This is a genomic window from Burkholderia sp. CpTa8-5, assembly GCF_017815045.1.
GTDB classification, from domain to species: domain Bacteria; phylum Pseudomonadota; class Gammaproteobacteria; order Burkholderiales; family Burkholderiaceae; genus Burkholderia; species Burkholderia sola.
In genome coordinates this window covers 1-21,205 of the sequence record NZ_JAGIQD010000035.1, presented here as the reverse complement: position 1 = coordinate 21,205, position 21,205 = coordinate 1, and the positions used below count along the sequence as shown (strand labels likewise).

Genomic DNA, 21,205 nt, shown 5'->3' with positions numbered 1-21,205 from the left:
CGTTCGACATTCAGTCCCGCCAGGAGGCGTCACGCATGCGCGCAGTGCCTTTGCCTGACAGCAACACCCTCGAAGAACCGTCCACCGGCGCGGTCGTGCGCGACCTGCGCCGCGTGCCCATTCACCCGGATCACTGGTACCCGCTCGCGTGGTCGCGCGAGCTCAAGCGCGGCAAGACGCTCGGCGTGCGCTTCGCCGGCGATCCGATCGTGCTCGTGCGCACCGAATCGGGCGCCGTGTATGCGCTCGAAGATCGTTGCGCGCACCGCCAGGTGCCGCTGCACGCGGGCGTCGTGAGCGGCGAAACGCTGCGCTGCTGCTATCACGGCTGGACCTACGCGTGCGACAGCGGCCGCTGCGTCGACGTGCCCTACCTCGGCCGCGAGCGCTTGCCCAACGGCGTGCGCGCGTATCCGTGCCGCGAGGCACACGGGCTGATCTTCGTGTTTCCGGGCGACGCGACGCTCGCCGACGAACGGCCGTTCCCCGCGCTCGAATCCGCGGACAATCCCGCGTACAAGACGCGCCGCTTCGGCCGCGAGGTCAAGTGCCACTACTCGTTCATGCACGAGAACCTGATGGACATGAACCATCAGTTCCTGCATCGCAAGCAGATGGGGCAGATGCGCGCGCGCTCCGTGGGCCGCCGCCGCGGCGACGACTGGGTCGAGGTCGACTACACGTTCGCGCGGATGGAGGGCAAGCAGCCGGTCGGCGAGGCGCTCGTGTTCGGCGCGAGCAAGAAGCCGGCCGACCAGTCCGACAAGAGCGTGATGACGGTGCGCACCGGCTACCCGTACCAGACGCTGCAGATCCGCTCGAGCGAAGGCACGCTCGTGATGGACCTGTGGATCGTCTACGTGCCGCTCGACGCCGAACAGCGCACCAACCGCACGTTCGGGCTGCTGTCGATCCACAAGCCCGGCATCCCGTTCGCGCTCGATCTCGCGTGGCCGCTGCTCGTGTGGTTCACCGAGCGGATCTTCCGCGAGGATCGCTGGATCGTCGAGCGCGAGCAGGAAGCGCACGACGCCCAAGGCGCCGACTGGAACCACGAGGTGTTTCCGGTCATCAACGAGCTGCGCGACCTGCTGCGCCAGTGCGGCGCACGCACCGTGATCCCGATCCGCGACGCGCGCGACAGCGCGTGACATGACGCATGCGACGCGCGGCGGCTCGCCGCCGCGCGTGTCGTTACAGCGTGAACGCGCCCGGCAGCAATGCGCGGGCCGTCGTGACCTCGACGGCCCCTTTCAGGTTCGCGAGGATCACCTCGATATCGGGCTTGCCGATCTCGATGATCACCTGACGACATGCGCCGCACGGCGCGATCGGGCCGTCCGTGTCGCCGACGACCGCGAGCCGCGCGAAATCCCCCGGCCGATGGCCGGCGGCGATCGCCGCGAACAGCGCCGTACGTTCCGCGCAATTGCACAGTCCGTACGACGCGTTCTCGACGTTGCAGCCGTGGAACACCGTGCCGTCGCGCGCCAGCAGCGCCGCGCCGACCTTGAAGCGCGAATACGGCGCATACGCGCGTTCGCGCGCCGCCTTCGCCTGTTCGATCAGTTCGTCTCGTTCCATCGTGGTGATGCCTCCGGGAGCAGGGTCAGCCGATCTGCTGGTAAAGGGTCGGCGGCGCTTCGCCGGTCTCGCCGAGCACGTAGCTGTGGCGCACGGCGTCCGCCGCGTGGGCCGCGGCCGCTTCGTCGCGGGCATGCACGAAACCGAGCGGCTCGCCCGCCTCGATGCGCTGCCCGATCTCTGCAAGCGCCGTCAAGCCGACGCTGACGTCGATCGCGTCCTCCGCGCGCGTGCGGCCGCCGCCGAGCGCGACCACCGCCAGCCCGAGCGCGCGGCAATCGACGCGCTGCACCACGCCGCTCGCGGGTGCCGCCACCGGCACGATCACGGCCGCCCGCGCCAGATGCCGCGCGGGCGCGTCGATCAGGTCGGCCGGGCCGCCGAGCGCGACGACCATCCGCGCGAAACGCTCGGCCGCCGCGCCGGAATCAAGCGCCTGCTGCAGCTTCTCGCGTGCGTGGGTGGCATCGCGCGCCAGCCCGCCGGTCACGAGCAATTCGGCCGACAGCGCCATCGTCACGTCGTGCAGACGCGCGGGACGCGACTTGCCCGTCAGGTAGTCGATCGCGCACGCCACTTCGAGCGCATTGCCCGCGCACGGCGCGAGCGACTGGTTCATGTCGGTGAGGATCGCGGTCGTCTTCATGCCGGCGCCGTTGCCGACGTCGACGATGCTGCGCGCCAGTTCCGCCGATTTCTCCGCGGTCGGCATGAACGCGCCGGAGCCGACCTTGACGTCCATCACGAGCCCGTCGAGCCCTGCCGCGAGTTTCTTCGACAGGATCGACGCGGTGATCATCGCGACCGATTCGACGGTCGCCGTCACGTCGCGGATCGCATAGATGCGCTTGTCGGCCGGCGCGAGCCGCGCGGTCTGCCCGATGATCGCGACGCCGACCTCGCGCACCGTGCGGCGAAACGCGTCCGTCTCGGGCATCACGTCGTAACCGGGAATCGCGCTGAGCTTGTCGAGCGTACCGCCGGTGTGTCCGAGCCCGCGCCCCGAAATCATCGGCACGTAGCCGCCGCACGCGGCGACCATCGGCCCGAGCATCAGCGACACGACGTCGCCGACGCCGCCCGTCGAATGCTTGTCGATCACCGGCCCGCCGAGATCGAGCGCGCGCCAGTCGAGCACGTCGCCGGAATCGCGCTGCGCGAGCGTCAGCGCGACGCGTTCGTCGGTGCTCAGGTCGTTGAAATACACGGCCATCGCGAACGCGGCCACCTGGCCCTCGGTCACGCTGCCGTCGGTCACGCCGCGCACGAACGCGGCCATCCCGTCGCGATCGAGCGGCTGCCCGTCGCGCTTCCTGCGAATGAATTCCTGCGGTAGAAACATCGTTGCCTCGCCTTGATCGGTCGGAGTCTGCTGCACGGTTCAATGCAGCGAGAAAAACAGCCCGGCAATCGCCGCGCTCATCAGGTTCGACAGCGTCGCGGCCGTCAGCGCGCGCAAGCCGAGCCGCGCGACGTCCGAGCGGCGCTCCGGCGCGATCGCGCTGAAGCCGCCCGCGAGAATCGCGATCGACGAGAAGTTCGCGAAACCGCACAGCGCGAACGACACGATCGCGAGCGTCTTCGGGTCGAGCACCTGCAGGCCGGCCGCCGCCGCATGCGCGCCGCCCTTCAGGTACGGCGACAGGTCGCCGTACGCGACGAATTCGTTGAAGATCAGCTTCTCGCCGATGAAGTTGCCGGCCAGCGTCGCATCGTGCCACGGCACGCCGATGATCCACGCGAGCGGCGCGAACAGGTGGCCGATGATGCCGACCAGCGTGACCTGCGGAAAGCCCGCGAACGCGGCCGCGCCGCCGACGATCAGGTTCATCAGCGCGATCAGCCCGACGAACGCGATCAGCATCGCGCCGACGTTGATCGCGATGCGCAGGCCGACCGACGCGCCGGATGCAGCCGCCTCGATCACGTTGGCGGCGCGCTTGTCGTCGAAATCGAGGCCGTCGACCACCACGCGGCTCGGCTCGACGGTCGGAAACAGCAGCTTGCCGAACAGCAGCCCGCCCGGCACCGCCATGAACGACGCGGCGAGCAGGTACTCCATCTTCACCCCGAGGCCGGCATAGCCGACCAGCACCGAGCCCGCGACCGACGCCATCCCGCTCGCCATCACCGTGAAGATCTCGGCGCTCGTCATGTTGCGCACGAACGGCTTCACGAGCGCGGGCATCTCGCTCTGCCCGAGGAAGATCGTCGCGACGGCCGAGCACGCCTCGATGCGGCTCACGCCCAGCACTTTCGCGAGCCCCGCGCCGAGAATCGCGACGATCCACTTCATCACGCCGATGTAGTACAGCACCGAGATCAGCGCGGTGACGAAGATGATCATCGGCAGCACGCGCAGGCCGAATACGAACCCGCCATCGCCGAACAACTGGAACATCCGTGCGTCGACGAGCCCGCCGAACACGAACGCGATGCCGTGATTGCCCATGTCGAGCACGCGATTGACGCCGTTCGCGGCCGCGGCCAGCGCTGCGCGGCCGGACGGCACGAACAGCACGAGCGCGCCGATCGCGAACTGCGTGAGCAGCGCGGCGATCATGGTCCGCGCGCTGACCGCGCGGCGGTTGTTCGACAGCAGATACGCGACCAGCAACAGAAACAGCATACCGAGGAGACTGCGCAGAATATCCACCTTTGTGCTCCTTTCTCACTATTTGAACTGTCCGGCGGGCGGCCCGTGCCCGCGACCCGCGTGATCGGGTGGGTGGATGTTACTCGCTCGATATGCACGCCCGCAACGTCGCCAAAATCGCCGCGATCAATGGCATCGATCGTTTCTGTTTTCGTCTTCGAGAACTTGATCAGTTGTTCTATCTACGCCGCTAAAACACGCGCGGGGCGTGCCGTCAGAACGGACACGCCCCGCGCGACACGCATCGTTCAACCCGCGCGCTCGACCGGATGCGGCTCGCGCAGCCGGTTCGCGATCCGCGCGGCCTCGTAGTAGCCAGCCGCCGGCGGACGTTTCAGATAGCGGCCCGCGCCACGCACCGCGCGCAAGTCGCCGTCGGCCCATGCGAGTGCGCCGCGCGTGAGCGTGTGCGTCGCGACGCCCTGCACCGTCATCCCCTCGAACACGTTGAAGTCGACCTGCTGATGATGCGTCTTCACCGAGATCGTCTTCGTTGCGGCCGGGTCCCACACGACGAGATCGGCGTCGGCACCGACCTGCACCGCGCCCTTGCGCGGATACAGATTGAAAATCTGCGCGGCATTGGTCGACGTGATCCGCACGAACTCGTTCGGCGTGATGCGGCCGTGATTCACGCCGTGATGCCACAGCACCGACATGCGATCCTCGACGCCGCCGCAGCCGTTCGGGATCTTCGTGAAATCCTCGCGGCCCATCGCCTTCTGCGATGCGCAGAATACGCAGTGATCGGTCGCCGTCGTATGCAGCTGCCCCGACTGCAGCCCGCGCCACAGCGCCTCGCGATGCTCGGCCGAGCGGAACGGCGGGCTCATCACGTGGGCCGCCGCGCGCGTCCAGTCCGGATCGCGATAGACGGCCTCGTCGATGACCAGATGCCCCGGTAGCACTTCGCCGAACACGCGCAGCCCTTCGCTACGCGCGCGCGTGATCACGTCCACCGCGTCCTTCGCCGACACGTGCACGATATACACCGGCACGCCAAGCACCTGCGCGATGCGGATCGCGCGGTTCGCGGCCTCGCCTTCCACCTCGGGCGGCCGCGATAGCGGATGCGCCTCCGGCCCCGTGATCCCGCGCGCAAGCAGCGCCTTTTGCAGCTGGAACACGAGCTCGCCATTCTCCGCGTGCACGGTCGGCAGCGCGCCGAGTTCGAGCGAACGCGTGAAGCTGTTCACGAGCACCTCGTCGTCGGCCATGATCGCATTCTTGTACGCCATGAAGTGCTTGAAGCTCGAGACGCCATGCTCGCGCACGAGCGTGCCCATGTCGCGGTGCACGCTCTCATCCCACCACGTCACGGCCACGTGAAAACCGTAATCGGAAGCCGCCTTCTCGGCCCAGCCGCGCCATGCGCGGAACGCGTCCATCAGCGGCTGCTTCGGGCTCGGAATCACGAAGTCGATGATGCTCGTCGTGCCGCCCGACAGCCCGGCCGCCGTGCCCGAATAGAAATCGTCGCTCGCGGTCGTGCCCATGAACGGCAGTTCCATGTGCGTATGCGGATCGATGCCGCCCGGCATCACGTACTGGTCGTGCGCGTCGACGACGGTTGCGCCGGCCGGCGCGTCGATCCGCTCCGCAATCTGCAGGATCGTGCCGCCGTCCTGCGGGTCCGCGCAGAGCACGTCCGCGCGATAGGAGCGGTCCGCATCGACCACGGTGCCGCCACGAATCAGGATTGCCATGTCGTTGCCTCCTCGTTGACTGTCGGGTGCCGCATGCCGCGCGCGAGTCGCCTCCGGCTCGCGCGTCATGCGCTCGCGATCTGCGCGCGCGGTCCGGCGCGCCACTTCATCCAGGTGCCGTACACGCCGGACGCCAGCACGAGGCCGACGAACCACGCGTACGTGTAAAGCGTGTTGAAGAACGCCGGCACGTTCGGAAACGACGCCGGAAACGCCGTATGCAGGAAGCCCGGCAGGTTCGGCAGCACGCCGACCGCGAGCGCGACGAGCGCGGCCGGGTTCCAGCCGCGCGCATAGCTGAAGCCGCCGCGCTCGTCGAACAGCGCGCGCGTGTCGAGCTGCGTGCCGCGAATCAGAAAATAGTCGACCATCAGGATGCCCGCGACCGGCCCGAGCAGCGCCGAATAGCCGACGAGCCAGGTGAAGATATAGCCGTCCGTCGTCGCGAGGATCTTCCACGGCATCATCACGATCGCGATCGTCGCGGTGATCATCCCGCCCGTGCGGTACGAGATCGCCTTCGGCCACAGGCTCGAAAAATCGTAGGCAGGACCGACCAGGTTCGCCGCGAGGTTGCAGCACATCGTGTCGAGCGTGAGGATCACGAGCGCGATGCCCACGCCGATGCCGGTCATCCGGCTCGTCAGGTCGATCGGATCCCAGATCGCATTGCCGTAGATCACGACGGTCGCCGACGTGACGACGACCGACACCACCGACAGCAGCGCCATCGGCAGCGGCAACCCGATCGACTGACCGATCATCTGGTCGCGCTGCGAATGCGCGAAGCGCGTGAAGTCGGGAATGTTCAGCGCAAGCGTCGCCCAGAAGCCGACCATCGCGGTCAGGCCCGGCCAGAAGGTCGCCCAGAACAGCCCGGCCTTCTTGCCGCCCGCCGCGAACTGCGACGGCGCCGACAGCATCGAGCCGAACCCGCCCGCCTTCGACGTCGCCCACCACACGAGCGCCACGCACATCACGACCTTGATCGGCGCGGACCAGCTTTCGAGCCAGCGGATCGAATCGGTGCCGTGCCAGATGAAGTACAGCTGCAACACCCAGAACACGAGAAAGCACGCGAGTTGCCCGAACGAGATGCCGAGGAGCGGCAGCGTCGCGCCGTGCAGCGCGTTGCCGGTCAGGATGTTGAGCAGCGTGTAGATCGCGCTGCCGCCGAGCCAGGTCTGGATCCCGTACCAGCCGCATGCGACGATCGCGCGCAGCAACGCCGGCAGCTTCGCGCCCTGCGTGCCGAACGACGCGCGCACGAGCACCGCGTACGGAATCCCGTGCTTCGCGCCCGCATGGCCGATCAGCAGCATCGGCACGAGCACGATCAGGTTGCCGAGCAGTACCGTCATCACCGCCTGCCACGGCGACATGCCTTCCTGGATCAGCCCGGCCGCGAGCATGTACGACGCGATGTTCATTACCATCCCGACCCACAGCGCCGCGAAGTGGTACCACTTCCACGTGCGCTGCGCCGGCGTCGTCGGCGCGAGGTCGTCGTTGTACAGGCTGCCGCCGTGCGCCGCGGCGCTGTCGGGATCGGCGGGAATCGCTGCGTGATTCATCGAACACACTCCACGAAAACGTCAACGCCGGCATCGTGCGATGCCGGCCCGGGTGGAACGAAAGGCGGCGGTGCAGGATGCCCCGCATCGCCGGACGCCGGTCAGGCAGCCTGCTTCGCGTGCTTCGCGTGCTTCTCGGGCGCCGCGGCGCCTGCACTCGGCCCGGCCTCCGCGCTCGCCGGATTGTTCGGATGCGTGGTCCAGTTCGCGTAGTCGCCCGCGTCGACGCGCTCCATCGTGATGCATTGCTCGACCGGACACACATGCATGCAAAGATTGCACCCGACGCACGCCGAATCGATCACTTCGAAGTGCCGCACGCCGTCCTTCGTCGCCGTGATCGCCTGATGCGACGTGTCCTCGCACGCGATATGGCACAGCCCGCACTGGATGCAGCGATCCTGGTCGATGCGCGCCTTGATGTCGTACTTCAGGTTCAGGTATTTCCAGTCCGTCACGTTCGGCACCGCGCGGCCGCGGATGTCGTCGAGCGTCGCGTAGCCCTTCTCGTCCATCCAGTTCGACAAGCCGTCGGCGAGATCCGACACGATCCGGAAGCCGTAATGCATCGCGGCGGTGCACACCTGCACGCTGCCGGCGCCGAGCACCATGAACTCGGCCGCGTCGCGCCACGACGAGATGCCGCCGATGCCCGAGATCGGCAGGTTCGGCGTTTCCGGATCGCGCGCGATCTCCGCGACCATGTTCAGCGCGATCGGCTTGACCGCCGGCCCGCAATAGCCGCCGTGCGTGCCCTTGCCGTCGACGGTCGGCATCGGCGCCATCTGGTCGAGATCGACCGCGACGATCGAGTTGATCGTGTTGATCAGCGACACGCCGTCCGCGCCGCCCTTGTATGCGGCGCGCGAGCCCATCCGGATGTCGCTGATGTTCGGCGTGAGCTTCACGAGGCACGGCAGCTTCGTGCCTTCCTTCACCCAGCGCGTGACCATCTCCACGTATTCGGGCACTTGCCCGACCGCCGCGCCCATCCCGCGCTCGCTCATCCCGTGCGGACAGCCGAAGTTGAGTTCGACCGCGTCGGCGCCGGTATCCTCGACGAGCGGCAGAATCCATTTCCAGTCGCGCTCGTTGCACGGCACCATCAGCGACACGATCAGCGCGCGGTCCGGCCAGTCGCGCTTCACCTGCGCGATTTCTCTCAGGTTCACGTCGAGCGGACGGTCGGTGATCAGCTCGATGTTGTTCAGCCCCGCGATGCGCTGCCCGTTCCACTGCACCGCGCCATAGCGCGAACTGACGTTGACGACGTGCGGATCGAGCCCGAGCGTCTTCCACACGACGCCGCCCCAGCCCGCCTCGAACGCGCGATTGACGTTGTAGGCCTTGTCGGTCGGCGGCGCGGACGCCAGCCAGAAGGGATTCGGCGAAGTAATGCCTGCGATGGTGCAGCGGAGATCGGCCATGTTCGGCTCCGTGAGAAGGGGGTCGTGTTCGGTGTGCGTGCGGTGCGTCGCGCGTTCAGGCCGCCTTCGCGTCGCGCGCCGCGAGCGTCGCGTCGATCGACGCGGCCGCGCGCTTGCCGTCCTGCACGGCCTGCACCGTGAGGTCGATGCCGCCCGTCGCCGCGCAGTCGCCGCCGGCCCATACGTCCGGCAGCGCCGTGCGCCCGTCCGCATCGACCGCGATACGCGAACCGTCCGCGGTCAGCAATTCCGCCGCGATGCCGTCCGGCACGAGCGTCTGGCCGATCGCCTTCAGCACCATGTCCGCGTCGACGCTGAAACGCTCCCCCGACGCGGCCTCGAATTCGACGCCCGTGACCTGCCCGTCCGTACCTGCGATACGCACCGGCTTCGCGTGCGTGACGAGCGTGACGCCGCTCTTCTGCGCGAACTCGCGCTCGGCCCACGTCGCGCTCATCGCATCCACGCCGCGCCGGTACACCATCGTCACGCGCTCGGCGCCGAGCTTGCGGCTCTGCACCGCCGCATCGATCGCCGTGTTGCCGCCGCCGATCACGACCACGCGCCGCCCGACCGGCACGTTCTCCAACCCGTCCGCCTGCCGCACCTGCTCGATGAAATCGACCGCGTTCATCACACCGCCCAGTTGCTCGCCGTCGATCGCGAGCGTGCGCACACCGCCGAGGCCCATCGCGAGAAATACCGCGTCATGCTGTTCGCGCAATGCGTCGAGCGTGACGTCGCGTCCGAGCGCCATACCCGTTTCCAGCGTGATGCCGCCCACCGACAGCAGCCATTCGACTTCGCGTTGCGCGAAATCGTCGACGGTCTTGTACGCGGCGATCCCGTATTCGTTGAGGCCGCCGGCCTTCGGCCGCGCGTCGAACAGTGTGACGCGGTGCCCGGCGAGCGCGAGCCGGTGCGCACAGGCGAGCCCGGCCGGCCCAGCGCCGACCACCGCCACGTGGCGGCCCGTCTCGGGCGCGCGCCGGAACTGAACTGCGCCGGTCTCCATCGCCCAGTCGGTCGCGTGCCGCTGCAACGCGCCGATCGCGACCGGCTGTGCATCCTGATGGTTGCGCACGCAAGCGCCTTCGCACAGGATCTCGGTCGGGCACACGCGGGCGCACATCCCGCCGAGCGGATTCGCGGACAGGATGTCGGTCGCCGCGCCTTTCAGGTTACCGTTGCCGATCTTGCGGATGAAGCTCGGGATGTCGATCTGCGTCGGGCACGCGTGCACGCACGGCGCGTCGTAGCAGTAGTGGCAGCGGCTGGCGGCAGCCGCCGCGGCGGTCGGATCGAGCAGCGGCGCGATATCGGCGAATTCGCACGAGAGTTGCGTGGACGACAGGCGATGCGCGGCGATATCGCCGGTTGGCTGGGTGGTCATACGCGTTCCTTCGACTGGGTGGAGACAAAGCCGTCCCCGCCGGCTGCGAATGCACAGTCGGGGCGGTCATGCTTAGGAATGCTATGGTCGAACTGTGCGCGGTCTACTGGCCGCGCTATATCCGATCCGTCATGAAGCCGGCTCGCACGCACGCGACAGCATCGCGTGCAGCAGCACATTCGCGCCGGCCTCGATCCATGCGGGCGTCGCGTCCTCGATCTCGTTGTGGCTGATGCCGTCGATACATGGCACGAACACCATCGACGTCGGCGCGACCTGCGCCAGATAGCACGCGTCGTGGCCCGCCCCCGACACGATGTCGCGATGCGAGTAGCCGAAGCGGTCGGCCGCATCACGCACGGCCGCCACGCAGGCGGGGTCGAACGCGACCGGCTTGTAGTAGAAAATCTGCTCGAGTTCCGTGTCGAGCCCGATGTCGCCCGCGATGCGCGCGACGCCGTCGCGCAGCGCCGCGTCCATCTTCGCGAGCACGGCATCGTCCGGATGACGGAAATCGACGGTGAAGAACACGCGGCCGGGAATCACGTTGCGCGAGTTCGGGTGGACCTGCATCATGCCGACCGTCGCGCAGCCGAACGGCGCATGATCGAGGCCGATCCGGTTGACGAGATCGACTACCCGCGACGCGCCGAGCAGCGCGTCGCGGCGGCGCGGCATCGGCGTCGGTCCCGCGTGCGCTTCCTGGCCAGTGAACGTGATCTCGTACCAGCGCTGTCCCTGCGCGTCGGTCACGACGCCGATCGTCTTGCACTCCGCTTCGAGAATCGGCCCCTGCTCGATATGCAGCTCGAACGCCGCGTGCAGCTTGCGCCCGCCGCACGGCACGTCGCCCGCGTAGCCGATGCGCGCGAGCTCCTCGCCGATCGTCTTGCCGTCGACGTCCTTGCGCGATAGCCCGTAGTCGAGCGTGAACACGCCCGCGAACACGCCCGACGCGACCATCGCCGGCGCGAAGCGCGAACCCTCCTCGTTGGTCCAGATCACGACCTCGACCGGATGCTCGGTCTCGATGCGGTGATCGTTCAGACTGCGAATCACCTCGAGGCCGCCGAGCACGCCGTAGATGCCGTCGAAACGCCCGCCGGTGGGCTGCGAATCCGCGTGCGAACCCGTGACGACCGGCGCCGCGTCGGCCACGCGGCCCGCGCGGCGCATGAACACGTTGCCCATCGTATCGACCGTCACCGTGCAGCCAGCGGCCTTCGCCCAGCCGACGATCAGGTCACGGCCGGCCTTGTCGAGATCGGTCAGCGCGAGACGGCACACACCGCCCTTCGGGGTCGCACCGATTTTCGCGACTTCCATCAGGCTGTCCCACAACCGCCTGCCGTCGACCTTGATCGACGTGTCGAAAGCTGCCTGCTTCACTGTTTCCGATACCGCGTTCATTCGTATCGCTCCTGTGGGGTCGGTGATGTCGTCGGCCCGGTCTGTGCCGGTGCATGTGAGACCTGTTTCGGGGCACGCCGCCCGGATGCCGTGCATGCCCTGTCGGTTCGCGAAACGCGTTAAATCCTGTCCGATTGGACAGGTTTTAGACGATCAAAATGACCAGCGCAACGTCTTTCTTGCGCGACGCACCGGAGCGAGAAACGTGCCATCGCAACGCAGCATCGCCGCGGCGTGGCGGCATCCATCTGCGTGCGCGCGACGCGAATCAGCGGCTAGAATGAAGCCCAACGCGGCATGGCCGCCGCGCGAGGGTAACGATGAGACATGACGAGGCGACGATCGAAGCCACCGACCGGGACGAAACGCCGGCGCCTTTGCGGCGACGCAAGGCGCACATCCGCGAGTCCAACGAAGCGCATCTGCTCGCGTGCGCGGAGGCCGTATTCGCGGAACGCGGGCTCGCCGGCGCCAGCACCGCGATGATCGCGGAACGCGCGGGTCTGCCGAAGGCGAATGTGCACTACTACTTCCCGACCAAGCTCGCGCTGTACCGCCGCGTGCTCGACGACCTGTTCGAGGACTGGCATCGCGCGGCCGGCTCGTTCGAGGCCGGCGACGATCCGGTCGAGGCGATCGGCGGCTACGTGCGCGCGAAGATGGCGCTGTCGCAGCGACGCCCGCTCGGCTCGAAGGTGTGGGCCAACGAGATCATCCACGGCGCGGAGCACATGCAGGACATCCTGTCGCAACGCGTGAAGCCGTGGTTCGACACCCGCGTGAAGGTGATCGAAGGCTGGATCGCACGCGGGCTGCTCGCGCCGATCGACCCGCATGCACTGATGTACCTGATCTGGGCGACCACGCAGCACTATGCGGATTTCGATGCGCAGATTCGCGCGCTGAGCGGCAAGCGCGCGTTCACGAAGAAGGCGTTCGACGAAAAGACCGAGCAGGTCGTGCAGCTCGTGATTCGTGCGTGCGGCGCGGTGTCGCCGAACGCGAAGCCGTAGCGCGACACGACGATCCGCCGAATAAAAACGGGCGGCGCGCACCACACGGGATGTCCCGTGCGATACGCGCCGCCCGTGATGCCGCGTGCGAGCGTGCGAGCGATGCGATGCGATGCGTTACGCGATGTATTACGCGATGTATTACGCGACCCGCTCGATCGCAACCGCCGTCGCTTCGCCGCCGCCGATGCACAGCGAGGCGATGCCGCGCGTCAGGCCGTACGTTTCGAGCGCGGCCAGCAGCGTCACCATCACGCGCGCGCCCGATGCGCCGATCGGATGCCCGAGCGCGCACGCGCCGCCGTGCACGTTCACCTTCTCGTGCGGCAGGTCGAGGTCGCGCATCGCGGCCATCGGCACCACCGCGAACGCTTCGTTGATCTCGAACAGATCGACGTCGCGCAGGCTCCAGCCGGTTTTCTCCGACAGCTTGCGCAGCGCGCCGATCGGCGCGGTCGCGAACAGGCCGGGCTTGTCCGCATGAGTCGAATGCCCGACGATCACGGCCTTCGGCGTGAGGCCGAGGCGCTCGGCTTCCGAGCGGCGCATCATCACGAGCGCGGCCGCGCCGTCCGAGATCGACGATGCGTTCGCGGCCGTCACCGTGCCGCCGTCGCGGAACGCGGGCTTCAGTGTCGGGATCTTGTCGAGTTTCGCCTTGCCCGGCTGCTCGTCGATCGACACGACGCTTTCCGTCTTGCCGGCCTTCACGGCCACCGGCGCGATCTCCGACACGAAATGCCCTTCCGCGATCGCGCGCTGCGCGCGCGTCAGCGACGCAATCGCGAACGCATCCTGCGCTTCGCGCGTGAACTGGTAAGCCTGCGCGCAATCCTCGGCGAACGTGCCCATCAGGCGGCCTTTTTCATACGCATCCTCGAGCCCGTCGAGGAACATGTGGTCGAGCACCTGCCCGTGCCCCATGCGCATGCCCGCGCGCGCCTTCGGCAGCAGGTACGGCGCATTCGTCATGCTCTCCATCCCGCCCGCCACGGCCACGCCCGCCGAACCCGCCAGCAGCAGGTCGTGCGCGAACATCGCCGCCTTCATCCCGGAACCGCACATCTTGTTGACCGTGGTCGCGCCCGCCGCGAGCGGTAGCCCGGCCTTCAGCGCGGCCTGGCGCGCGGGCGCCTGGCCCTGGCCGGCCGGCAGCACGCAGCCGAACACGATTTCATCGATGCGTTCGGCCGGCACGTTCGCGCGCTCGAGCGCCGCGCGAATCGCCACCGCGCCGAGGTCGCTGGCGCTGGCCGCCGCCAGGTCGCCCTGAAAACCACCCATCGGCGTGCGCGCCGCGCCCACGATTACGATCGGATCCTGAGTCGTCATGATTCGCTTCCTCCAGTGTCAGCGCGGTGCCATGCGCAACGCGCCATCGAGACGGATGACTTCGCCGTTCAGCATCGTGTTCTCGGCGATGTGGCGCACCAGCGCCGCAAATTCTTCCGGGCGGCCGAGCCGCGGCGGAAACGGCACGCTCTTGCCGAGCGCGTCCTGCACGTCCTGCGGCATGCCGGCCATCATCGGCGTCGCGAAGATGCCGGGCGCGACCGTCACGACGCGAATGCCGAAGCGTGCGAGCTCGCGTGCGATCGGCAACGTCATGCCGACCACGCCGCTCTTCGACGCCGCATACGCGGCCTGTCCGATCTGCCCGTCGAACGCCGCGACCGACGCGGTGTTGACGATCACCCCGCGCTCGCCTTCCGCGTCGGCGTCCTGCTTCGACATCGCTTCGGCGGCCAGCCGGATCATGTTGAACGTGCCGACCAGGTTGATCGATACCGCCCGTGCGAAGCGGTCGAGCGAATGCGGGCCGTCGCGGCCGACGACCTTCTCGCCCGGTGCGACGCCCGCGCAATTGACGAGCGCATCGACGCGGCCGAACGTGTCGCGTGCTGCCGCGACGGCCGCCTGACCGTCGGCTTCACTCGTCACGTCGGTCTTCACGAAGCGCGCGGCCGCGCCGAGTTCGTTGGCGAGACTCGCTCCCGCCTCGTCGTTGACGTCCAGCAGCACGGCCTTGCCGCCTTGCGCGACGACCATGCGCGCCACCGCGGCGCCGAGGCCGGAACCGGCGCCCGTAATCAGAAAAACGCGATCCTTGATATTCATTGGCAGTCCGTATTCAGGGTTGAGCGGCCTTCTCGGCTTCCATCTTGCGCAACACGAAGCGCTGGATCTTGCCGCTCGGGGTTTTCGGCAGCGCGTCGACGAAGTCGATCGCGCGCGGATAAGCGTGAGCGGACAGCCGCCGCTTCACGTGCAGACTCAATTCCTCGGCCAGTTCGGGCGTGCCGTCGAACCCTTTCGACAGGACGACGAACGCCTTCACGATTTCCGTGCGCTCCGGGTCGGGCACGCCGATCACGGCGGCCTCGCTGACGGCCGGATGCTCGATCAGCGCGCTCTCCACGTCGAACGGGCCGATCCGGTAACCGGACGACGTGATCACGTCGTCCGCGCGGCCGATGAAGCTCACGGCGCCGTCCGGCTCCAGCTCGACGTTGTCGCCGGTCCGGTAGTAACCGCCCGCGATCGCCGGCGTGTCCTGCTGCCAGTAGCCGCGGAACCACAGCAGCGGCGAGCGCCCGATGTCGATCGCGAGGTTGCCGGGCTCGCCGGGGCCAAGCTCGCGGCCCGCTTCGTCGAGCACCGCGACGCGATAGCCCGGCATCGCGAAGCCGGCTGAACCGACGTGCACCACGTGCGCGAGGCCGTGATGGTTGTTTACGACCATTCCGAGCTCGGTCTGGCCGTAGTGATCGTGGATCGGCGCACCGAGCGCCGCGTGGAACCAGCGCACGACTTCCGGATTCAGCGGTTCGCCCGCGCTGCTCACCACGCGCAGCTGGCCCTTCATGCGCGCGGCCGCTTCCGGCCCGGCCGCCATCAGCATCCGGAACGCGGTTGGCGAACCCGCGAGGCTCGTGATGCCGAGCCGTTCGATCACGTCATACGTGCTGTCTACCGTGAAGCTGCCCTCGTAGAGCGTCGTCGCATGGCCGAGGAGGAGCGGGCCGGTGATCGCGTAATAGAGGCCGTACGCCCAGCCCGGGTCGGCGATATTCCAGAACCGGTCAGTGGGGCGCAGATCGACCGCTTCGCGCATGTACGCGCCGAACGCGAGCAACGCGTACAGCGGCACCGGCACGCCCTTCGGCAAGCCCGTCGTGCCCGACGTCGACATCATCATGAACAGGTCCGACCCCTTGCGCAGCACGGGCTCGAACGTATCGGACCGCGCGTCGAGCGCCGCGCGGAAATCGATGTCGTGCGCCGACAGCGTCTCGCCTGCTTCGCGCACCGTCGCCACTGGCGGGCACTCGGCAATTTCGTCGAGCTTCGCGCGATTCGCGACGTTGGTCACGATCAGCCGCGCATCGCTCATGCGCAATCGGTGCTCGATCGCCTTCGGGCCGAACGCGGTGAACAGCGGCTGATACACGGCGCCCGCGCGCCACGTGCCGAGGATCGTCGCGACGAGTTCCGGCGTGCGCGGCAGCAGCCCGGCCACCACGTCGCCCGGCTTCACGCCCTGCGCAACGAGCAGGTTCGCGACCCGGGCCGACAGCGCCTGCATCTGCGCGAACGTGAAGCGGTGGTGCTGTCCGCCGGCGTCGATCCAGTCGAGTGCGATAGCGTCCGACTTCGCGTGCCGGTCGCAGCATTCGATGCACGCGTTCAGGCCGCGCTCCAGGTCGCCGCTCAGTTGCGCGGCGGCGGTCTCGATACTGAATCGGGCCACGGCGTCGGCGTAAGCCGGCACCGCCCGGGCGGTAGCTCCTTCTGGCATGCGTGTCTCCTGTGCGTTATGGCCGCCGGCGAGCCAGGGGCGCGACGGGGATACATCGATAGTAGACAGCCCATACATTGCAATCAATGACAAACGGAATCTAGAATCGTGATCGTTTTTGCCACGTCGGGAGGACGCAGGAAAATGGGGCCGCAGATGATTTCGCCGGATTTCGTCGACGATGCGCTCGCGTGCCTGCGCCGGCACGACCTGCCGACGGCGCCCGTGCTGCGCACCGCCGGGCTGCCGGCCGTCGTGCGCGAGCCCGTCACGCCGCAGCAGTACGGCCGACTGTGGCTCGCGATCGCGGGCGTGCTCGACGACGAATTCTTCGGCCTCGCCGCGCGCCCGATGCGGCGCGGCAGTTTCACGCTGCTGTGCCACGCAGTACTGCATGCGGGCACGCTCGACAAGGCGCTGCGGCGCGCGCTGCAGTTCCTCCGGGTCGTGCTCGACGAACCGCACGGCGAACTCGTCGTGGCCGACGGGCACGCGCAGATCGTGCTGGCGCAATCGGGCACGCCATACCCGGCGTTCGCGTACCGGACGTTCTGGCTGATCCTGCTCGGCGTCGCGTGCTGGCTGATCGGCCGGCGCATCCCGCTGCAGCGCATCGATTTCGCGTGCCCGAGCCCCGGCCAGCGCAGCGACTATCACCAGTTCTTCGGCGTCCCCGTGCATTTCGACCGGCCTGACAGCCGACTCGCATTCAACGCCGCCTATCTCGCGCTGCCGACGATCCGTTCGGAGCAGGCGCTGAAGACCTTCCTGCGCGGCGCGCCTGGCAATCTCCTCGTGCGCTACCGGCACGACACGGGCTGGGTCGCGAAGACGCGCGCGTATCTGAAGGCGCTGCCGGCCGCCGAGTGGCCCGACTTCGACACGCTGGCCGCGCGCCTCGACACGACGCCCGCGACGCTGCGGCGGCGTTTGCGCAGCGAAGGGCAAAGCTTCGCGGCGATCAAGGACGAGTTGCGCGGCGCGCTGGCCCAGTCGCTGCTGCGCGGGCACGCGCTCAGCGTCGCGGAGATCGCGGCCGAACTCGGCTTCACCGAGCCGAGCGCGTTTCATCGCGCGTTCCGGAAATGGACGGGCACGAGCCCCGGTGCATTTCGGCGCGACGTGCATGCGGCGAACGCGGAGTCTTGAGTGGCATGCAGGCGCGGAGCGTCTCGCCACGCGCCGCTGATACGATGCACCCACGTGGCTGCCGTCCGTTGTCCGCGGACCGCGGCGAACACCGATCCACCATCACCGCTCACGCTCCGATGCAAGCCACCCGCTTTTCCGACACCGAACTGGCCGATCTGCGCGCGCACGGTATCGTGCTGTTTGCCGGCCGCGTGATCTTCGACGCACAACCGCCGATGGCGGCCGACCAGATCGCAGCCGTGCAGGCCTGCTGTCATGGCGACATTCCGCTTCCGTTGCTCGAGCTATGGCGCGTCACGGCCGGCGGCAGCCTCGACTACGACCTGACGCTGGAGATGAACGGCAATGTCGAAGCGATCAGCTGGAGCGAGTTGTTCTACAACGGCAGCGACGGTTACCGCGACCTGCAGGGATGGATCGACCATGAACTCGAACTGGCCGAAGAAGCCGCGGAAGAGAACGCGCGCACGTGGAACGGCAAAATCGGTGCGCTGCCGTTCGGCGGCTTCGAATATTGCGACCGCATCTACGTCGTGACGGAGCCCGGCGCCCACGACTATGGCCATGTACTTGCGTGGAAACAGGGGTTGCCGCCCGCGTGGCGCGGCGCGATGCACGAGGACGGTGTCGCGACGATCGCCCCCGATCTGTACGCGGCATTCGGCGCGCTGCAGCTTCATGTCGATCCGCTGGCGCCCGGCGGCGAACCAGGCACCGGTGTCACGCTGCTCGAATACGTCGATGAACGCCGCGACGATCATGGCCTGTCGGCATCGCTGGCGGACAAGCTGATCGCGTTCTATCGACAAGCGGTGATCGACTGGCGCACGCCGCTCGACGACGGCACACTCGGCGCGCAGCCGGTGCTCGCACGTCACGCATTGCGCCATGCGATCGATCACGACGATGCGGCACTCATCGCGCGATTGGCGCCGCTCGTCGCCGATCTCGGCGTGGCGCTCGCCGGCAGTTCGATCCCGACGGATTACGCGCTGCGACGCCAGAAGTTTTCCGCCGCCGCCGCGTTGCTCGGAGCGGGCGCACCGGTCGTGCCCGATGCGCTGGCATCCGTGTCCGGCGCCATACCGGCCACGCTGATGCGCATGCTGCTTGACGCCGGCGTGCAGCCGGATGCCGACGCAATGGCGCGTTGCGTCGCGGGCGGCGGCACCGATAGCGCACGGCTGATCGGCGCAGCGCTGTCGGCCCATGGCGTCGATACAGCAGCTGCCTACCGCGCGGCGAGCGAGAAACTGCTGGACAAGCTGCAGGCCGACATCCGCAAGGTTCGCGCCGGCAAGCTCAGCCACTATCTCGGGCTCGACGGGCTCGAAGAACACGCCGAGCGCCTGCGGACATTCGATTGCTGACGTCAAGCAGGCGCCGATGCGCCGTGGGTTTGCCTGCAGCATCGCCGTCCGGGTGCCGTTTGTTTGGATCGGATTTCTCCCACGTTCCGGTGCGAATCTGCATGAAGCTCGCCGCACCGCAGCGCGCGTATGACGTTGCACCCCGATCCGTCAGACCACATACTGGTCGGCCGGTCTGAACGAGGTTGCGCCGATGGTGAATGTCGATGGGAGCGCCGCTTCGATCTTCGGCGTGATCGGAACGGCCGTGTCGTTGCTGGCAGCGATCCCTTACGCGCTCGCGATCTACCGGCGCACCGTTCGCCCGCATCTGTTCACGTGGCTCGTGTGGTCGGTCGTCACGGCGATCGCGGCCGCCGGCCAGTTCGTCGCGGGCGCGGGGCCGTCCGCGTGGTGCACGGCGGCGATTGCCGTCACGTGCTTTTTGACGCTGATCGCCAGCCTGTTTCGCGGCGAGCGTGGCTGGACGGGCCTCGACTGGTTGTTCCTGTGCGCGGCACTGTCGGCCATTCCGCTGTGGATGCTGACCGACGATCCGACGGTGTCGATCTGTCTGGTCACGCTGATCGAGCTTGCCGGCCTTGGCCCGACCGTGCGCAAGACGATCCGCGATCCGTGGAGCGAGAGCCTCGCCTATTTCGCGCTTTGCGTGCTCAAGTACGCACTGGCGTTGCTGGCATTGAGCACGTGGAGTGTCGCGGTCGCGTTCTATCCGGTCGTCAATCTCATCGCGTCGATCGGCATCTGCCTGGTGATGCTGGTCCGACGTCAGTCGTTGTCAAATGCGCGGTAGGCTGCGTTTGTCGCCGCCGTGCCGCTTCCCTTCCGAAATGATGCGAGGTCTGACATGGATGCAATCCGTACCGTCATCGAACCCTGCGAAACCGCGCTCCGCGCAGCGATGCTGGCCAACGATGTCGAAGCGCTCGACGCGCTACTGGACGACGATCTGGTATTCACTGTCCCGACCGGCCAGATCATCTCGAAGGAGGACGACCTCACCGCGCATCGCGCGAAGCTTCTGCGTCTCGACACACTCGACGTCCACGAAATGCGTGCATGCGCGATCGACGAGATGATCCTGACCACGACGCGAGCGAAGCTCGCAGGCCATTTCGATGGCGCGGCATTCGCCGGTACGTTTGCCTATACGCGACTTTGGCGTCGATCGGACGCCAAATGGCGGGTCGTTGCCGGACATGCATCGCAGGTCATGTCATTGCGCCGGCCGTGCGGGGATCAATAGTGTCGGGCAAAGCCCCCGCGAGCATGCTGGCCATCAATCGGGCAGTGCTACGCCGCGGTTCTGACGATGCACTGATGAAGACGCCGGCCGACGTGGTGTCGGCAGTGATGAGAGACGAAATGCACAACCTATTTGCCGTGCGTTCTGCGCGTGCCGCGGACGCGGACGAACTCGCGCGACTGGCGCGCCTGTCGAAAGCGCACTGGGGCTACCCAAAGGAATGGCTCGACTTGTGGCAAAAAGATCTTACGATTTCGCCGGAGACGATCGAAGGGGCGATTGGCTACGTCGCGGAATCAGGCGAGTCGATCATCGGGTTCTGGATCCGAGCATCATTGGATTCGGATCTGCCGACACCCGGATGGCTGTTCGTTCATCCCGATCATATGGGCCAGGGCGTCGCCCGTGCTCTGTGGGAATCAGTTCGGACCGAAGCCGCCGCGAGAGGAATTAAGCGCTTTGTGATCGAAGCCGATCCCAATGCTGCACCGTTGTATCTGGCGTTGGGAGCCGAAAAAATCGGCGAAAAAGAATCGGGTGTCATCCCGGGTAGATTCTTTCCGATCTTGCGGATTACGGTCTGATAGGAGCAGATGGCGGCAAGATCGCTCACCGCGTGCAATTGATGGGATTGAGCTACCGACTGCGGTAACAGAGGTTGCAGCGGAAACAGCGGAGTTGGATCAGTCCGGCCAGCGGGCCTGATAACGCCGTTTACGCCCCAGCTCGTGTCGCGAGGCACACCGAACATTTCCGCCGCCGAAATGCAAAAACCCCCGCCTTTCGGGCGGGGGTTTCTGGCTTAGGGAGCCTGACGATTACCTACTTTCACACGGGAATCCGCACTATCATCGGCGTAGAGTCGTTTCACGGTC

18 protein-coding genes are annotated in these 21,205 nt (G+C 67.4%); 7 read left to right on the top strand and 11 right to left on the bottom strand.

The annotated features are described in order from the left end of the window. The first annotated feature begins 35 nt into the window (after window positions 1-35). Window positions 36-1,151: an aromatic ring-hydroxylating dioxygenase subunit alpha gene (locus J8I35_RS31110; RefSeq protein WP_050016159.1), complete on the top strand. Its 1,116-nt coding sequence runs from the start codon at window positions 36-38 to the stop codon at window positions 1,149-1,151. A gap of 43 nt (window positions 1,152-1,194) precedes the next feature. On the opposite strand, the gene J8I35_RS31105 is transcribed toward J8I35_RS31110, so the two are convergent. The 8 genes from J8I35_RS31105 to J8I35_RS31070 all read right to left on the bottom strand — a co-directional run bounded on the left by J8I35_RS31105 (window position 1,195) and on the right by J8I35_RS31070 (window position 11,750). Further along, on the bottom strand, window positions 1,195-1,584 hold the full coding sequence (locus J8I35_RS31105) for a cytidine deaminase (RefSeq protein WP_050016161.1): 390 nt from the start codon (window positions 1,582-1,584) through the stop codon (window positions 1,195-1,197). Window positions 1,585-1,609: 25 nt separating this feature from the next. Next, a complete protein-coding gene (gene deoA, locus J8I35_RS31100; protein WP_124557663.1) occupies window positions 1,610-2,926 on the bottom strand; it encodes a thymidine phosphorylase in 1,317 nt (438 codons plus the stop codon). Window positions 2,927-2,965: 39 nt separating this feature from the next. Next, a complete protein-coding gene (locus tag J8I35_RS31095; RefSeq protein WP_209928770.1) occupies window positions 2,966-4,240 on the bottom strand; it encodes a NupC/NupG family nucleoside CNT transporter in 1,275 nt (424 codons plus the stop codon). A 248-nt stretch (window positions 4,241-4,488) separates the two neighbouring features. Further along, window positions 4,489-5,946, bottom strand: coding sequence for a dihydropyrimidinase (gene hydA / locus J8I35_RS31090; protein WP_124631973.1), 1,458 nt, complete (start codon window positions 5,944-5,946; stop codon window positions 4,489-4,491). 65 nt (window positions 5,947-6,011) lie between these two features. After that, entirely contained in the window at window positions 6,012-7,520 is a 1,509-nt protein-coding gene (locus J8I35_RS31085; protein ID WP_209928765.1) for an NCS1 family nucleobase:cation symporter-1, read from the bottom strand. Window positions 7,521-7,621: 101 nt separating this feature from the next. Further along, a complete protein-coding gene (gene preA, locus J8I35_RS31080; protein ID WP_209928763.1) occupies window positions 7,622-8,947 on the bottom strand; it encodes an NAD-dependent dihydropyrimidine dehydrogenase subunit PreA in 1,326 nt (441 codons plus the stop codon). A 55-nt stretch (window positions 8,948-9,002) separates the two neighbouring features. After that, complete coding sequence (locus J8I35_RS31075; RefSeq protein ID WP_209928760.1) at window positions 9,003-10,340, bottom strand: NAD(P)-dependent oxidoreductase; 1,338 nt, start codon at window positions 10,338-10,340, stop codon at window positions 9,003-9,005. Window positions 10,341-10,469: 129 nt separating this feature from the next. Continuing rightward, window positions 10,470-11,750 carry a Zn-dependent hydrolase gene (locus J8I35_RS31070; protein ID WP_209928754.1) on the bottom strand — a complete coding sequence of 427 codons (1,281 nt, stop codon included), beginning with the start codon at window positions 11,748-11,750 and terminating at the stop codon, window positions 10,470-10,472. A gap of 320 nt (window positions 11,751-12,070) precedes the next feature. Here J8I35_RS31070 and J8I35_RS31065 point away from each other — a divergent pair, with 320 nt between their 5' ends. Continuing rightward, window positions 12,071-12,763 carry a TetR/AcrR family transcriptional regulator gene (locus J8I35_RS31065; RefSeq protein WP_050016176.1) on the top strand — a complete coding sequence of 231 codons (693 nt, stop codon included), beginning with the start codon at window positions 12,071-12,073 and terminating at the stop codon, window positions 12,761-12,763. A gap of 141 nt (window positions 12,764-12,904) precedes the next feature. Here the strand turns inward: J8I35_RS31065 and J8I35_RS31060 are convergent, their stop codons facing one another. Genes J8I35_RS31060 through J8I35_RS31050 form a run of 3 tightly spaced genes read right to left on the bottom strand, consistent with a single transcriptional unit; the run spans window position 12,905 to window position 16,562 of the window. Beyond that, window positions 12,905-14,095 carry an acetyl-CoA C-acyltransferase gene (locus tag J8I35_RS31060; RefSeq protein WP_124557668.1) on the bottom strand — a complete coding sequence of 397 codons (1,191 nt, stop codon included), beginning with the start codon at window positions 14,093-14,095 and terminating at the stop codon, window positions 12,905-12,907. An 18-nt stretch (window positions 14,096-14,113) separates the two neighbouring features. Further along, window positions 14,114-14,881, bottom strand: a complete 768-nt coding sequence (locus J8I35_RS31055; RefSeq protein WP_050016180.1) for a 3-hydroxyacyl-CoA dehydrogenase — start codon at window positions 14,879-14,881, stop codon at window positions 14,114-14,116. A gap of 13 nt (window positions 14,882-14,894) precedes the next feature. After that, a complete protein-coding gene (locus J8I35_RS31050) occupies window positions 14,895-16,562 on the bottom strand; it encodes an acyl-CoA synthetase (RefSeq protein ID WP_209928752.1) in 1,668 nt (555 codons plus the stop codon). A 144-nt stretch (window positions 16,563-16,706) separates the two neighbouring features. Here J8I35_RS31050 and J8I35_RS31045 point away from each other — a divergent pair, with 144 nt between their 5' ends. The 5 genes from J8I35_RS31045 to J8I35_RS31025 all read left to right on the top strand — a co-directional run bounded on the left by J8I35_RS31045 (window position 16,707) and on the right by J8I35_RS31025 (window position 20,914). Continuing rightward, window positions 16,707-17,711 (top strand): AraC family transcriptional regulator, encoded by a 1,005-nt coding sequence (locus J8I35_RS31045; RefSeq protein ID WP_089490203.1) that lies wholly within the window; start codon window positions 16,707-16,709, stop codon window positions 17,709-17,711. A 119-nt stretch (window positions 17,712-17,830) separates the two neighbouring features. Then, a complete protein-coding gene (locus tag J8I35_RS31040) occupies window positions 17,831-19,084 on the top strand; it encodes an SMI1/KNR4 family protein (protein ID WP_209928749.1) in 1,254 nt (417 codons plus the stop codon). 193 nt (window positions 19,085-19,277) lie between these two features. Beyond that, the gene (locus J8I35_RS31035; RefSeq protein ID WP_175978263.1) at window positions 19,278-19,877 is read left to right on the top strand and encodes a hypothetical protein; all 600 of its coding nucleotides are present in this window, start codon (window positions 19,278-19,280) and stop codon (window positions 19,875-19,877) included. 54 nt (window positions 19,878-19,931) lie between these two features. Beyond that, the gene (locus J8I35_RS31030; protein WP_124594573.1) at window positions 19,932-20,330 is read left to right on the top strand and encodes a nuclear transport factor 2 family protein; all 399 of its coding nucleotides are present in this window, start codon (window positions 19,932-19,934) and stop codon (window positions 20,328-20,330) included. Window positions 20,331-20,449: 119 nt separating this feature from the next. Then, window positions 20,450-20,914 carry a GNAT family N-acetyltransferase gene (locus J8I35_RS31025; protein ID WP_209928823.1) on the top strand — a complete coding sequence of 155 codons (465 nt, stop codon included), beginning with the start codon at window positions 20,450-20,452 and terminating at the stop codon, window positions 20,912-20,914. The last annotated feature ends 291 nt before the right edge of the window (window positions 20,915-21,205 follow it).